General features: G+C 58.4%; 12 protein-coding genes. 9 read left to right on the top strand and 3 right to left on the bottom strand.

The window, feature by feature from the left end; translation table 11 throughout:
• The first annotated feature begins 6 nt into the window (after positions 1 to 6).
• The 4 genes from grxC to JWS10_RS08270 are packed head-to-tail and all read left to right on the top strand — an operon-like array spanning position 7 to position 2,373.
• On the top strand, positions 7 to 258 hold the full coding sequence (grxC, locus tag JWS10_RS08285) for a glutaredoxin 3 (protein WP_299482726.1): 252 nt from the start codon (positions 7 to 9) through the stop codon (positions 256 to 258).
• Positions 258 to 1,088 carry a carbon-nitrogen hydrolase family protein gene (locus tag JWS10_RS08280; protein ID WP_299506271.1) on the top strand — a complete coding sequence of 277 codons (831 nt, stop codon included), beginning with the start codon at positions 258 to 260 and terminating at the stop codon, positions 1,086 to 1,088. Before grxC ends, JWS10_RS08280 begins: the two co-directional genes overlap by 1 nt.
• Entirely contained in the window at positions 1,088 to 1,531 is a 444-nt protein-coding gene (locus JWS10_RS08275) for a MarR family transcriptional regulator (protein ID WP_299482754.1), read from the top strand. Before JWS10_RS08280 ends, JWS10_RS08275 begins: the two co-directional genes overlap by 1 nt.
• Entirely contained in the window at positions 1,531 to 2,373 is an 843-nt protein-coding gene (locus JWS10_RS08270; RefSeq protein ID WP_299482732.1) for a YihY/virulence factor BrkB family protein, read from the top strand. Before JWS10_RS08275 ends, JWS10_RS08270 begins: the two co-directional genes overlap by 1 nt.
• Here the strand turns inward: JWS10_RS08270 and JWS10_RS08265 are convergent.
• Positions 2,367 to 5,900 (bottom strand): translocation/assembly module TamB domain-containing protein, encoded by a 3,534-nt coding sequence (locus tag JWS10_RS08265; protein WP_299506269.1) that lies wholly within the window; start codon positions 5,898 to 5,900, stop codon positions 2,367 to 2,369. The two genes, JWS10_RS08270 and JWS10_RS08265, sit on opposite strands and share 7 nt — an antisense overlap.
• Positions 5,900 to 7,726, bottom strand: a complete 1,827-nt coding sequence (locus JWS10_RS08260; RefSeq protein ID WP_299506267.1) for an autotransporter assembly complex family protein — start codon at positions 7,724 to 7,726, stop codon at positions 5,900 to 5,902. The genes JWS10_RS08265 and JWS10_RS08260 overlap by 1 nt, the downstream gene beginning before the upstream one ends.
• A gap of 158 nt (positions 7,727 to 7,884) precedes the next feature.
• Between JWS10_RS08260 and mgrA the strand changes: the two genes are divergently transcribed.
• The gene (gene mgrA, locus JWS10_RS08255; RefSeq protein WP_299506265.1) at positions 7,885 to 8,910 is read left to right on the top strand and encodes an L-glyceraldehyde 3-phosphate reductase; all 1,026 of its coding nucleotides are present in this window, start codon (positions 7,885 to 7,887) and stop codon (positions 8,908 to 8,910) included.
• A 148-nt stretch (positions 8,911 to 9,058) separates the two neighbouring features.
• Here mgrA and ubiG read toward each other — a convergent pair whose 3' ends face one another.
• On the bottom strand, positions 9,059 to 9,799 hold the full coding sequence (gene ubiG / locus JWS10_RS08250) for a bifunctional 2-polyprenyl-6-hydroxyphenol methylase/3-demethylubiquinol 3-O-methyltransferase UbiG (RefSeq protein WP_299506262.1): 741 nt from the start codon (positions 9,797 to 9,799) through the stop codon (positions 9,059 to 9,061).
• A gap of 60 nt (positions 9,800 to 9,859) precedes the next feature.
• Between ubiG and pip the strand changes: the two genes are divergently transcribed.
• The 4 genes from pip to nusA all read left to right on the top strand — a co-directional run bounded on the left by pip (position 9,860) and on the right by nusA (position 13,644).
• Positions 9,860 to 10,831: a prolyl aminopeptidase gene (gene pip, locus JWS10_RS08245; RefSeq protein WP_299506260.1), complete on the top strand. Its 972-nt coding sequence runs from the start codon at positions 9,860 to 9,862 to the stop codon at positions 10,829 to 10,831.
• 101 nt (positions 10,832 to 10,932) lie between these two features.
• Positions 10,933 to 11,286 carry a cupin domain-containing protein gene (locus JWS10_RS08240; protein WP_299506259.1) on the top strand — a complete coding sequence of 118 codons (354 nt, stop codon included), beginning with the start codon at positions 10,933 to 10,935 and terminating at the stop codon, positions 11,284 to 11,286.
• Between the two features lie 124 nt (positions 11,287 to 11,410).
• Complete coding sequence (gene rimP, locus JWS10_RS08235) at positions 11,411 to 12,016, top strand: ribosome maturation factor RimP (protein WP_299506256.1); 606 nt, start codon at positions 11,411 to 11,413, stop codon at positions 12,014 to 12,016.
• A 14-nt stretch (positions 12,017 to 12,030) separates the two neighbouring features.
• Positions 12,031 to 13,644, top strand: a complete 1,614-nt coding sequence (nusA, locus tag JWS10_RS08230; RefSeq protein ID WP_299506254.1) for a transcription termination factor NusA — start codon at positions 12,031 to 12,033, stop codon at positions 13,642 to 13,644.
• Positions 13,645 to 13,655: the final 11 nt, after the last annotated feature.

The following is a 13,655-nucleotide window of genomic DNA, read 5'->3' as shown; positions in this document are numbered from 1 at the left end:
AAGCTGATGAAACCCGTTGAAATTTACACCACCCAAACCTGCCCCTACTGCATCGCCGCCAAAGGCTTGCTGAAGAAGAAAGGTGTCGCTTACAAAGAGATCGACGTCAGCGCGGACTCGTCATTGCGTCAAGCAATGACCGAACGTGCGGGCCGTCGCTCTGTGCCGCAGATTTTCATTGGCGGCACCCATATTGGCGGCTGTGATGATCTGCATGCGCTGGATCATGCGGGCAAACTTGATTCGATGTTGGCCTGATGCGCGCAGGCTTGGTGCAACTTACCGTTGGCGATGATCCGGTTGTCAATCTGGCGGTAACGCAAGCGCGCGTGGCCGAGGCCGTTGCTGGCGGCGCTGACTTTGTGTTGACGCCGGAATGCACCAACCTTTTGTCCTCCAGCCGAACCCACCAACGCAACTTGATGCGATATGAGGATGAAGACGAAACCCTAGCCGCCTTGCGTGACCAAGCGGCGCAGGCGGGGATTTGGCTGCTGATCGGCTCACTGGGCGTGTTGACTCATGATGCCGACGGCCGCTTTGCCAATCGCTCGTTCCTGATTTCGCCCACGGGTGACATCGTTGCGCGCTACGACAAAATCCACATGTTCGACGTGAACGTGTCGGAAACCGAGGTTTACCGCGAATCAGCAGGCTATCGGCCCGGCACCAAGGCGGTGGTCGCTGATACAACGTTTGCGAAAATCGGCATGACGGTCTGCTATGACGTGCGCTTCCCGCATCTTTATCGCCGTCTGGCGCAAGGCGGCGCACAAATCCTCACGGTTCCGGCGGCGTTTAACCATATCACTGGCGCTGCGCACTGGCACACGCTGCTGAAAGCCCGTGCGATTGAAACTGGTTGCTTCGTGCTGGCCCCGGCGCAAACCGGCTTCCATCCCGAAACCAACGGAACAGGCCGCAACACCTACGGCCATTCCTTGGCGATTGCACCTTGGGGCGAAATCTTGGCCGACGCCGGCACAGATCCCGGCGTCACCCTTATCGACCTCGACCTTGACGCAGTGACAAAAGCCCGCACCCGCGTGCCATCCCTGACCCATGACCGGGAGTTCACCGGCCCATGATCGACCCGCGCACGGATGAGATCGCGGTCGCATTGTTTGGAGAGCTGTTCATGGCTGACCAACTCGCGCGCAACCGCATCTCGAAGGCGCTGCCGAAAGGAATGGAGCTGTCGCATTTCTCGGTGCTAAACCATCTCGCACGGCTGAACGATGAACGCACACCAGCGCAACTCGCCCGCGCTTTCCACGTCACCCGAGGGGCGATGACCAATACGCTGGCCAAGCTGGAATGGGCTGGCCATATCCACATTCGCCCCGACTGGGACGACGCGCGCCAAAAGTTCGTCGCCATCAGCCCATCAGGACGATCTGCCCGTGATGCCGCCGTGGCGTCGGTTTCGCCACTGATCGCAGAGGTCGTCACCGCGTTGGGAGCCGATAAGGTGCGCGCGGTGTTACCCGTGTTGCGCGAACTGCGCGTGCGGCTAGAAGGTGAAGACTGATGCGGTTGCGGCTGCTGCCTCCCAATGTCAACGCGGCGCTGTTGCGCTATTATCGTCGCACCGAACAAGCCGAGCTTGATCTTATCGCGGCTGGCGTCGCTTTCTACGCCTTCCTTGCAATCTTTCCCGCCGCAGCTGCGATCATTGCGATCTGGGGTTTCATCTCTAATCCTTCGGTGATCCGCCAGGAAATTGAGCTGTTGCGGGGCTTTTTGCCTGCCGATGCCTATTCATTGATTCGCGATCAGGTGGAGGCGTTGTTGGCAGTGCCAACGGGCAGCTTGGGCTTGGCGACGGTGCTGTCTACCGCTCTCGCGCTTTGGTCGGCGCGGGCCGGGGTGGCGGCATTGATCCGAGGGCTGAATGCGATCCACCATCTTCCGAATCGCTCCGGCCATCGTCATCAGTTGCGCGCGATCGTGCTGACATTCGTTCTGGTCGGTCTGGTACTGGCCGCGCTTATTATGGCGGTCGTGATGCCTGTCGTGGTGGCATATCTGCCAAGCGTGCTGCCAAGCTCGACACTCGCGGACTCCAACCTGCTGTTGGGAATCGTGGCTGCCGTATTGGCAGTGGGTTTGGCCTATAGGTTGGGGCCAAATTACACCAAAAGCCGCCCGCCTTTGTTGTCATGGGGGCTGCTGGTGGCGGTGATTCTCTGGGTGCTGGCGACGCGCGCCTTCACGCTGTATCTGGCAAATTTCGCGTCTTACAACCGCGTCTACGGCTCTATTGGTGCGGTCGTCGTGCTGATGGTCTGGCTTTACGTCAGCGCCTATGCCGTGCTGCTCGGCGCCGCTGTCGATGCCGAGCAAAACCGCAACCGCAAGCCGTTTCAGTAGTCTTTCTCAAGCACGATTCCCAAGCCTGTGTCGCCATCCGAGCCTGATTGCGCCCGCAGCGTGATGGATTTGCTGATATCAAGGTTCAGGTTGATGTCAGTTTGTCCATCTTGCCCAACGGTCACTTCCGAATAAATATTCTTGGTCAGATACTTGCCGGCCGTAACCGAAGTCCCGCCCGACGCATCTGTTTTCAGGTCCAAATTGTCCAACCCAAAGCCTTGCCGCAGCTTTGAAACAATGCCTTCGCCACCGCGCCCGGCCAAAGTCGCCACCGCATTGGCGAGCTGCAACGCTTGCAACGCGGAAAGATTCTGCAAATCTTGGCCGAACAGCAGTCGCGCCAGCACTTCTTCCTGCGGCAGTTCCGGCGTCGAAAAGAAAGTGACCACAGGGTCATTCGCCGGACCGTCAATCGTCACACCACTGGTGATTCCACCGGTTTCTGGCGTGGTGGCAACGATGTGGATGGACGGTACCAAATCCCCCTCCATCTGCAGCACCGCCTCGGTCAGATCCAGCCTCTTGCCCAAAAGTTCCAGCCGTCCCCTGATCAGATCGAATGAGCCTGACGGCACCACTGCATCCGTCGCGCCCAGCAGCCGCAACTCGCCGCCCATCTCCACATCCAAACCACGTCCTCGAATGAACAGGCTCGGTGCCGACACCACAAGGTTCAGCCCGTAACTAGGTCCCCCACCACCGAGGCTGGCATTCTTGTCAGCGTTCAGTAGCCCCGCGCGTGCCCGCGTCGCATGGACGTCCTTCGGCTCGTTCGCATGTTGCAATCCCGGTAGACCCGCCGCACCGCCGAAACCGGTCGACGGAACCCTCAACTCAGTTTCCGACAACGCAATCCGACCGGCAATCGCAGCACCGCCCATCAGCGGGCCTTGTACGGTCACATTGCCGTTCAGCGTGGTTTCGTACAAATCCGGGTCGCGCAGCGTCACCTGCCGCACATCCACCGCAAGATCGCCAGCGTACGGCGCCACCAACCCGGCGCTGCCCGTCACCACAACGCTACCGCCAGTTGAGACATCCAGCGTCACATCCACAACCGTGCGACCGCGCGCTAAATTTGCCCGCGCCGCGATGTTTTGCAGGACAAACCCCAGACTCGGATCGACCAGACGACCGCCCGAAAGCGTCAGCGGCCCCGACAGCGATTCCAAAGCCAGCGGACCATTCAGCCGCAGATCAAATCCCATCTGTCCCGATATCACCCGTGGCAGCAGGAAAGCATTGGCCAAAGCCGCCTGCGCGGTACCTTTGATCGCAAGGTCTGCCGAACCAAACCCCGGCGCGAGTTTGCCCGTCACCGTCGCGTCAATCTGCCCCGGACCTTTGCCAGCCAGATTAAGTGTCACGCCGGAGCCATCCTGCACCGCCGTCCCGGAAACCGTCAACGCACCCGGAAATTCTGGCACGATCAGCGCCAGATTGTTTAAGCGCGCGGTAAGATCGACGGTTTGCTTATCTCCGGTAACAGCGCCCGACGCCTTAGCCTCTAGCTGCGGGTTACTCAGCGTCGCAGTGTCGACCTGTATCACGCCATCTTTCATCGACAGCGCCAGCGCGACGGTCGAGTTGCCCGCCAGCAGCTTGTCGGCTTGCGGATTGCCAATCGCGAGCCCGCGCGCCGTGGCGTCCAGCGTCGCTTGGCCCACCGCCAGCGTTCCGGTCAGATGCGAACGCCCAATCAGTGACCCGCGATATTGGCCGCCCAATACGCTAAGATCGGCAAAGTTCAGATCAGCCACAATATCGCTGCCCGCGGTCGCCAAAGTGCCCGTTGCCTGCGCTGTCAGCGTGGCGGCATTGATCGTCATGTCGCGCAGGGTGGTGCCCTCGGTGTCGCGCTTGATCGAAATCTTTGCCACTGCTTGCCCGCGCAACAGGTTGTCCAACTCTGGTTGGCCCGCCTGCATATCGGTGCCGATAGCACTGCCGATCAGGTCAAACGCGCCCGTGATCGGGCTACCATTGCCGCTAACTTCGACTTCCGCGGCACCGCCCAGATTTCGGCCAGCCAGCCCCGACAGCCGTGACAGATCGGCCAGTTTTGCGCTGGCCTTGCCGGTAATCGCAAAAGCGTCGCCCAAGCCTTCGATCATTCCGTTCAGTTGCGCTGAATAATCCTCACCCGATAGCGTCAACTTTTGCACGGTCACGCTACCATCGCCCTCGCGCCAATAGGCCGAGCCGTCACCCCAGATCACCGAGCCCAGCGCGCGGCCAAGGTTCCGGTCAGTTGGTTCCAGCCCTTCAGCGGTATAGCGGAAACTGCCGCCAACCTGCCGCGCGTCGGCGACCCGAGCGATCCGACCCGAGCCAGAAAGCGCCAGAGAACTTGCGCGGAAATCGGCTCTATCAAGGCCCAAAACCGCAATGTTGGCGCTCCAACCTTCATCCTGCGTCGCGTCATAACTCAGCGCAATATCCGCCGACCTCACCTTGACCGGCAGATCGGTCGTCAACGGCAAGACAACAGGGCCACCGTCCGGACCCGCGACCTTGCCTGTCAGGTTGAACTTCTGTGGCAGACCATCAGCGGCCAGTGCCAGTGAGCCTTGCAACTCAAGCGCTTTAGCTTTCACCGCAAGACTATCCAGCGCCAACCGACCATCCGGCCAACGCTGCCCGACAGTTGTCAGACTAACCGAGTTGCCAAAGAACTCTGCATAAGACGGCAAAAACAGCGGTGCCAGATCGCCCGCCAAATCTGCCGAGAATGCCGTGGCTCCATCATCCTTACCTGTCAGAGCGATCTTGCCCGCCAACCGATCCACCCCATCGGTGGTTAAAGCCACATCAGCGGCAAAATCCGAAACCGGCCCCGCCCCCTTCACCGTCAAGGCGACAGCTGGCGCACCTGGCAGCCCGAGTTTCACCGAAGCAATGCCGCCCGCGGCTTCCTCTGCCGCCAGATCAATCGACAACTGCTGCGTCGCATTGATGTAGGATGCGTTTAGGCTGACCTTACCCGCAGGCCCAGCATCGGTGCGTTCCAAAACCAACGTTGCTTTGCCCTCACCATCCGACAGCGAAAGCGAAGCTTGCAACGTCGCTTCCAGCCCGGTGCCCAGCACACTCGGCCCAAGCACGATATGCTTGGCGGCGATCTCGCCGATCTCCACCGAAACCGGCAACTCTGGCAGCGTAAACGTCCCCGCTTCGGGTGCGGGAGTATCCGAGCCTGTCTCTGGCAGACGATCCAGCACGATCTCACCGGCGGTCAACTCATTCACCACCACAGCACCGGACAACAAAGAGGATCGGCTCCAATCCAAAGTCACGTCGCGCAATGTCAGCCAGACGCCAATATCATCCGCAATCGTCAATTCGGTCAAACCGGCCTTCGACGACAATGCGCCCGCAAACCCCGTCACCACCACCTTACGCCCAGCGCCTGAAAGGCTATCCTCAAGAAACGCCGTAAGATAGTCGCGGTCATCAGTCTGCGCGTGCAGCGGAGCCGCCATCGACAACAGAGCAAGGCAACCGGCCAGAAAATATTTCCGCATCAGAACGCCTGCCCCAAGCCAACATAAACCTGTACGCCGTCGCCGGTGTCTCCACCAACTGGCCCCGCCACATCCAACCGAATCGGCCCAACCGGCGTCGCATAGCGCACGCCAATGCCGGCTCCTGCCTGCCAATCTCCGGCGTCACTAAAGAAATCATTAGCATCGACCCGGCCCATATCGACGAAGCCCACCACGCCAATCGACTCCGTCACCCTCACCCGCGCCTCGGCCGAAGCCCCCAGAAACGTCTTGCCACCGGTCTTAAATGTACCGCCCATGCCGTCATCCAGCACATTCACGCCCAACGACTGATAGGGCTGTCCGCGCACAGTGCCACCGCCGCCCGAGTAAAACAGATCATCACGCGGCGTGCCTTCAAGGCTCGCCCCAAACACCGCGCCCGCCTGCACCCGTCCCGCCACTACGAACCGCCGCGCATCGCCAAAGCCACGATAGCCGCGCAAATCCAACGTCCCGCGCAACCCGTTATCGGTGATGCCAAAGCCCAGGAACGGCTTCAGTTCCCCAGCGAGATAAAAGTTCCGCGTCGGCTCGGTCTTGCTGTCACGTCGATCCCAAACAACGTTAAGCGGCAGCGACAACGCGCGATAAGTTGAGGTGCCCATCGGGTCGGTAATCCGGGAATAGTCATACGAGACGCCGCCTTTGAAGCTCAGCTGCTCGGACACGATTTGTGTCAGCGTAACCGTCGCGTCGAACAAGTCGGCGTCGTAATCCTCCTCGTCCAGCCGCTCATACGTAAGCTCAACCCCAGCCGTGGTATCTGGGGTAAACGTCGCCGGGCGTTCCAGCGAAACCCCAAGCTTAAAGTCCGCGCCGCCTTCGACCGAACCGATATTGGTAACTTGGCCGCCCACTTTCAGCCGTTCGCCACCGCCAAACAGGTTGCGATGCAGCCATTCGGCATTCACCGACGCGCCATCATTACTGCTAAGCTCGGCCCCAAACGTATAGCGACGCTTCTTTTCTTCCACCAAAGTTGCGGTGATCCCAAGCAGATCAGGCGAAGTGATGAAATCATCCTCAGCCAGCGTCACCGATTTGAACACACCAGTGCGCCGCAGGCGGGAGGCAACCCGGTCCATATCCTCGGGCGAATAGGGCTCACCCTCAGGCAGCCCTGCAATCGCGCGTATCCGATTAAGTCGCATCCGCTCGGCACCCTTGATCACCAGCCGGCCAAACCGCAGCTTCGGCCCTGGATTCAGCGCAATATCTGCCGCCAGCCTGGCCTTATCGTGATCCGCAGTAATCTTTTGGCTAGCAACCTCGGCCTTCGCATAGCTACGATCGCGCCAGCCGTTCACTCCCGCCGTCACCGCTTCAAGGATCACACCGCTTTCCGCAGGCGCGCCAACGGCAAAACCCTCCGGCAGCTCGGTCCGCCGCGCCAAGGGTGAAATCCGAGCTTGACTAAAGGAGAACGCTGGCCCCGGATCAACCACAACTTTAATATTCGAGATCGAGGTCGGCGCATCCAGTGGCGCAATATTCGCCGCCTCGACCCCATCGACGTAAACGTGGATCACGCCGGAATAGTAGCCATTGGCATAGAGCGCGTTTAACAAGCTGGCATATTCCGCCCGCGCATTGGTAAAGGCGTCTTGCGCCAAAACTTTATCGGTTTTCTTGTTCGTCAGCAGAACAGAGGCCGCGCGCAGGTCGTTTTCCAACGCTTTCGGCGCGCCCGTCACTGTAAACTCTAGCCGATCAAAGGCTTGCCCAGCAGTGCCCGCGATCAGGCTCAGCGCCAATGCTCCCGCAAAGACACGGGCGGATTTCTTGATCTGAACACTACACATGGATACTCCGCCCCGACTTATCCACAGTATGCCGTGATCGCTAATAAAGGGCAACGTGCCGCTTGATCACATTTTTCGCTTGATGCGCGTTTTTCACACCCTTGACGCAAAGTCATTTTCGCACGAACTGTGAGCACAATCCAATCAAGGGACGTGCCATGTATATCGCCGCCGAAAATCGCTATGAACTGATGCCTTATCGCCGCTGCGGCAATTCCGGTCTGAAACTGCCCGCAATCTCGTTGGGCCTGTGGCACAACTTCGGCCATGACACCCCACATGCCACCAAACGCGCGATGTGCCAGACCGCGTTTGATCTTGGCATCACCCATTTCGACCTTGCCAATAACTACGGCCCGCCTCCGGGTTCTGCTGAAGAAGCTTTTGGCGAAATCCTCAAGACAGACTTCAAAGCCTATCGCGATGAACTGATTATCTCATCGAAAGCCGGCTATGAAATGTGGAGCGGCCCCTATGGTGAATGGGGTTCGCGTAAAAATCTGATCGCCTCCTGTGACCAATCGCTGAAACGGATGGGGCTGGAATATGTCGATATCTTCTACTCGCACCGCTTCGATCCCGAAACGCCGCTGGAAGAAACCATGCAGGCGCTGGATTATATCGTGCGCTCCGGCCGCGCGTTGTATGTCGGCTTGTCCAGCTACAACCAGCAGCGCACCCGCGAAGCCCATGCCATCCTGAAAGACCTCGGCACCCCCTGCCTGATCCATCAGCCGAGCTATAACATCCTCAACCGTTGGGTCGAAACGGACGGCTTGAAAATTGCTTTGCAAGAGCTTGGCATCGGCTCGATTGCTTTCATCCCGCTGGCGCAAGGGCTGTTGACCAATAAGTATCTCAACGGCATCCCAGAGGGCAGCCGCGCCACGCAACACAAATCCTTGGCTCCTGAAGTAATAGAAAAAGCCATCGAGTCGGTGAAGAAGCTGAACGATATGGCGCAAGCTCGCGGTCAGACCCTCGCGCAAATGTCGATTGCTTGGGTGCTACGCGGTGGCGGCATCACCTCGGCGCTGATCGGCGCGTCAAAACCATCGCAAATTGTCGATTGCGTAGGCGCGATCAACAACCTCGACTTCACCGCCGCAGAACTCTCCGCGATTGACGCCGTCGCCGAAGAAAAGTCAGTCAACCTCTGGGCGCAATCCGCCGAACTCGCCTGATAAGCCTGATTCGGTGAACTTGGTTAACGCCCCGCCAGCCTAAGCTGAGCGGGGCGATCATATGGCCGCTTTCTGGCCCAAAAATGGTCGCTTTATGGGTCATTAGTCTTTCGTTAAATCAGCCAATTAACCAGGCGACCTCAACACCTTAGCGTTTCACACTCGCCGTCACATAGTTGACCGAGAAATCCCGCGCCGAAATCGCCCATTTCCAACTGATCGGATTGAACACCATGCCCTTGCGATCCACCGGATCAAGTCCCGCTTTTTTGATCAGCGCGTAAAGCTCATCCGGCGTGATAAACTTCGCCCAGTCATGCGTGCCTTTTGGCAGCCACCGCATTACCCACTCCGCGCCAATAATCGCCATCAGGAAGCTTTTCGGATTGCGGTTCAAAGTTGAGCAAATCATCAAACCATTCGGCTTCAACAACTGCTGACAGGCGGTCAAATAGCCCTGCGGATCAGCCACATGCTCGATCACTTCCATGTTCAAAACCACATCAAACTGCTCACCTGACGCCGCCAAATCCTCGGCCGTCGTGTGACGATAATCGATCGTCAGCCCAGATTGCACGGCATGAAGCCGCGCCACCGGAATGTTACGTGGCGCCGCATCCGCGCCCACCACATCCGCCCCTAAGCGCGCCATAGGCTCAGACAACAGCCCGCCACCGCAGCCAATATCCAGTATTCTCAAGCCCTTGAACGGCTGCGTCCCCTGCAACTCCCGATCAAATTCGGCAGCGATCTGCGTGGTGATGTAATCCAGCCGCACCGGATTCATCAGATGTAACGGCTTGAACTTACCTTCAGTATCCCACCATTCTGCGGCCATCGCCTCAAACTTAGCGACTTCGGCGGGGTCTATCGTGTTGGTCTGGCTCATCGTAACTCCTTGCGCGCCGCGCAGTGTCGGGGCAGTCTAACGGCACTATATAGGATGATTATGGACCACAGATCAGGACAAAAGCGCGCGCAGGAATATCTTTACCCGCCAGTCGAACCTTTCGATCAGCGGACGTTGGACATGGGCGACGGCCACAGCATTTATGTCGAGCAGTGCGGCAGGCCGGATGGCATCCCGGTTTTGGTGCTGCACGGCGGTCCGGGCGGCGGCTGTAGCCCTGCGATGCGGCGCTATTTTGACCCGGCGGTGTATCGCGTAATCCTGTTCGATCAGCGCGGTTGCGGGCGCTCGCGCCCCCACGCTTCAGTAGATCTTAACACTACATGGCATCTAGTCAGTGACATAGAGGTGATCCGCGAGACGTTAGCAATTCAGCAATTCATCCTGTTCGGCGGCAGTTGGGGCGCAACTCTGGCGCTGATTTACGCGATCTCGCACCCGGACCGCGTCAAACACTTGGTGTTGCGCGGCGTGTTTTTGGCGACGCAAGCAGAGTTGACGTGGTTCTACGGCGGCGGTGCCGGGACGTTTTATCCCGACTTGTGGGCGCGGTTTGTTGGATTGGTTCCACCGGAAGAACGCGGCGATCTGATTGCGGCCTATCATCGGCGGTTGTTTGGCGGCGATCTGGTTGTCGAAACCCAAGCTGCACGGATGTGGGCCGGATGGGAGAATGCTTTGGCTTCGGTGTCTTCCGAGGGCTTTATGGGCGGCGACGGGCCTTCAGATTATGCTAGGGCGTTCGCGCGGCTAGAGAACCACTATTTCGTCAACGCCGCGTTTTTGGAGTCTGACGGTTGGATTCTGCAAAATCGGCACAAAATCGTCCATATCGGCGCGGATATCGTGCAGGGTCGGTTCGATATGATCTGCCCGCCGATTTCGTCGTCTAAGCTCGCTGATGGTTGGGATAAGGCACGGTTAAAGGTGGTACCCATGGCCGGACATGCGTTGTCAGAGCCGGGGATTTCCGAGGCTTTGGTGGCCGCGATGGATGCTTTGCGGGGCTAAAGCACTCAAGTGTTCACGCGTGGACACGGCCCGACCCTCATAAAATCAATGGCTTACACTAGCCACGTTAATACTTTCTTAACACTTAACCTGAGGCCCAAATGATCGACTTCTCCGCCTTCCTCGCCCTAGCCAACACCCCTTTAGAAGCCTTCACCTCAAAACCGACCAGCTTCGAAGGCGACCAACAAGAAGCCTCGACGGCACTTTTCACCTCGGCAGATGGCCGCGTAGAAATCGGCATCTGGGAATGCACCCCCGGCCGCTTCACCGCCGACCGCACCGCCTCCGCCGAGTTTTGCCATTTCATTTCCGGCCAAGTCGAGATGACCCACCCCGACGGCAGCACACAAAAATTCGGCCCAGGCGACGCGATTGCACTGCCCTTGGGCTGGAAGGGCGAATGGCGAGTAATCGAACAGGTGCGCAAGCTATATGTGATCATGCAGGGCTAGTTGCAGCTTGCAAACGGCAGGGGATCGGCATATATCCCCTGCAACAGCTGCTTCCGGGTCCAAACCTGAAGCTACCGATCGTCACACGCGGGCCTGTTGGCCCGTTTTTTGTTTTTGGAACATCATGTCTGATCTGATTGCCAAAACCGCTATGGATCGCCGCCTCGCCGATATCGTCACTCCGGTGATTGAGGGCCTTGGCTTTGAACTGGTGCGGATTCGTTTGATGGGCGGGGCGACTCGCACCTTGCAAATCATGGCCGACCGTCCTGATGGCGGCATTGAGGTCGATGATTGCGGTGAGATTTCGACCGCCGTTTCGGCTGTGCTGGACGTGGAAGACCCGATTGAAGAGAACTTCGTTCTTGAAGTGTCTTCGCCGGGGATCGACCGCCCGCTGACTCGTCTCAAGGATTTTGAGATGTGGAAGGGCTGGGAAACCCGCGTCGAAACCACCGAACTTATCGACGGACGCCGCCGCTTCAAAGGCACTTTGGCCGGGGTTGAGGGCGACGAAGTCCTGATTGAGATTGAAGAACCGACTGGCACTGTCACTATCGGCTTGCAGTTTGAATGGCTGGCGGATGCCAAGCTGATCCTGACCGATGAGCTAATTACCGAAATGCTGCGGCAACGCAAAGCCAGCGGCGTGATCGACGAATCAGCCTTTGACGAAATTGAAACATCTGAGGGCGACGAAGAAGACGCTCCAGAACCCACCAAACACTAAGCGGGAGACCTCCGATGGCTATTACCTCTGCCAACCAGCTTGAGCTTTTGCAAACCGCCGAAGCGGTGGCGCGCGAAAAGATGATCGAGCCCGAGCTGGTCATTCAGGCGATGGAAGACAGCCTCGCCCGTGCGGCGAAGTCGCGTTACGGCGCGGATATGGACATCCGGGTGAAGATTGACCGCAAAACCGGGCGCGCGACCTTTGCGCGTATTCGGACGGTGGTTGAAGATGACGGCGTTGAGAATCACCACGCTCAGTTGACGGTGAAACAGGCGAAAGATCACCTGAAAGACCCGGTTGTGGGTGATGAGATTGTCGACGAAGTGCCGCCGGTTGATTTGGGCCGGATCGCGGCGCAGTCGGCCAAGCAGGTGATCTTGCAAAAGGTCCGCGAAGCTGAGCGTGACCGTCAGTATGAAGAATTCAAAGACCGCAAAGGCACGATCATCAACGGTCAGGTCAAGCGCGAGGAATACGGCAATATCATCGTCGATATTGGCCGGGGCGAAGCTATCTTGCGCCGCAACGAGAAGATCGGGCGTGAGTCGTATCGCCCGAACGACCGGATCCGTTGCTACATCAAAGACGTGCGCCGCGAGGCTCGCGGTCCGCAGGTTTTCCTAAGCCGGACCGACCCGCAGTTCATGGCGGAATTGTTCAAGATGGAAGTGCCCGAGATTTACGACGGCATCATTGAGATCAAAGCTGTGGCGCGTGATCCGGGCTCGCGGGCTAAGATCGCTGTGATTTCCTATGACAACTCGATTGATCCGGTCGGCGCATGCGTTGGTATGCGCGGCAGCCGGGTTCAGGCTGTTGTGAACGAATTGCAGGGCGAGAAAATCGACATCATTCCGTGGAATGCCGATCAGGCGACGTTCTTGGTGAACGCATTGCAGCCAGCCGAAGTCTCAAAAGTTGTCATCGACGATGACGCGGGCAAGATCGAAGTCGTGGTGCCGGATGAGCAACTGTCATTGGCGATTGGTCGCCGTGGTCAAAACGTGCGTCTGGCGAGCCAGTTGACTGGTTTGGATATTGATATCGTTACCGAATCCGACGAATCCGCGCGCCGTCAGGCTGAGTTCGCTGAACGCACCAAGCTGTTCATGGAAAGCCTCGATATCGATGAGATGATGGCGCAGCTGCTGGTGTCCGAAGGCTTCGCGAATCTCGAAGAAGTCGCTTACGTTGAGGCTGACGAGCTGCTGTCGATTGACGGCTTTGATGAAGGCACGGCTGGCGAATTGCAGGCGCGTGCCCGCGATTATCTGGAAGCGGTCAACACCAAAGCGATGGATGCGGCCCGTGCATTGGGTGTCGAAGACTCGCTGGTTGAATTTGAGGGGCTCACTCCCCAAATGCTGGAAGCGCTGGCGCTTGATGGTATCAAAACGCTCGAAGATTTCGCGACCTGTGCGGATTGGGAATTGGCCGGTGGCTGGACCACAGAAAACGGTCAACGCAAAAAGGATGAAGGCGTTCTAGAGAAGTTTGACGTTTCGCTGGAAGAAGCGCAAACTTTGGTTATGACAGCGCGGGTTATGCTGGGCTGGGTCGATCCGACCGAACTCGCAGGTGCAACCACAGAGGTTGACACCCAAGACGAGGAGGCCGAGGCCTAATTTAGGCCTCG

This window comes from Cypionkella sp. (assembly GCF_028290025.1).
Taxonomy (GTDB): Bacteria; Pseudomonadota; Alphaproteobacteria; order Rhodobacterales; family Rhodobacteraceae; genus Cypionkella.
The sequence above is the reverse complement of the archived record's forward strand: the minus strand, read 5'-3'. Positions and strand labels throughout refer to the sequence as shown.

Bases quoted from the DNA above. Each gene is read 5' to 3' on its own strand.
- grxC (WP_299482726.1), top strand. From the start codon at position 7: ATGAAACCCGTTGAAATTTACACCACCCAAACCTGCCCCTACTGCATC.
- JWS10_RS08280 (WP_299506271.1), top strand. From the start codon at position 258: ATGCGCGCAGGCTTGGTGCAACTTACCGTTGGCGATGATCCGGTTGTC.
- JWS10_RS08270 (WP_299482732.1), top strand. From the start codon at position 1,531: ATGCGGTTGCGGCTGCTGCCTCCCAATGTCAACGCGGCGCTGTTGCGC.
- JWS10_RS08265 (WP_299506269.1), bottom strand. From the start codon at position 5,900: ATGCGGAAATATTTTCTGGCCGGTTGCCTTGCTCTGTTGTCGATGGCG.
- JWS10_RS08260 (WP_299506267.1), bottom strand. From the start codon at position 7,726: ATGTGTAGTGTTCAGATCAAGAAATCCGCCCGTGTCTTTGCGGGAGCA.
- mgrA (WP_299506265.1), top strand. From the start codon at position 7,885: ATGTATATCGCCGCCGAAAATCGCTATGAACTGATGCCTTATCGCCGC.
- ubiG (WP_299506262.1), bottom strand. From the start codon at position 9,799: ATGAGCCAGACCAACACGATAGACCCCGCCGAAGTCGCTAAGTTTGAG.
- pip (WP_299506260.1), top strand. From the start codon at position 9,860: ATGGACCACAGATCAGGACAAAAGCGCGCGCAGGAATATCTTTACCCG.
- JWS10_RS08240 (WP_299506259.1), top strand. From the start codon at position 10,933: ATGATCGACTTCTCCGCCTTCCTCGCCCTAGCCAACACCCCTTTAGAA.
- rimP (WP_299506256.1), top strand. From the start codon at position 11,411: ATGTCTGATCTGATTGCCAAAACCGCTATGGATCGCCGCCTCGCCGAT.
- nusA (WP_299506254.1), top strand. From the start codon at position 12,031: ATGGCTATTACCTCTGCCAACCAGCTTGAGCTTTTGCAAACCGCCGAA.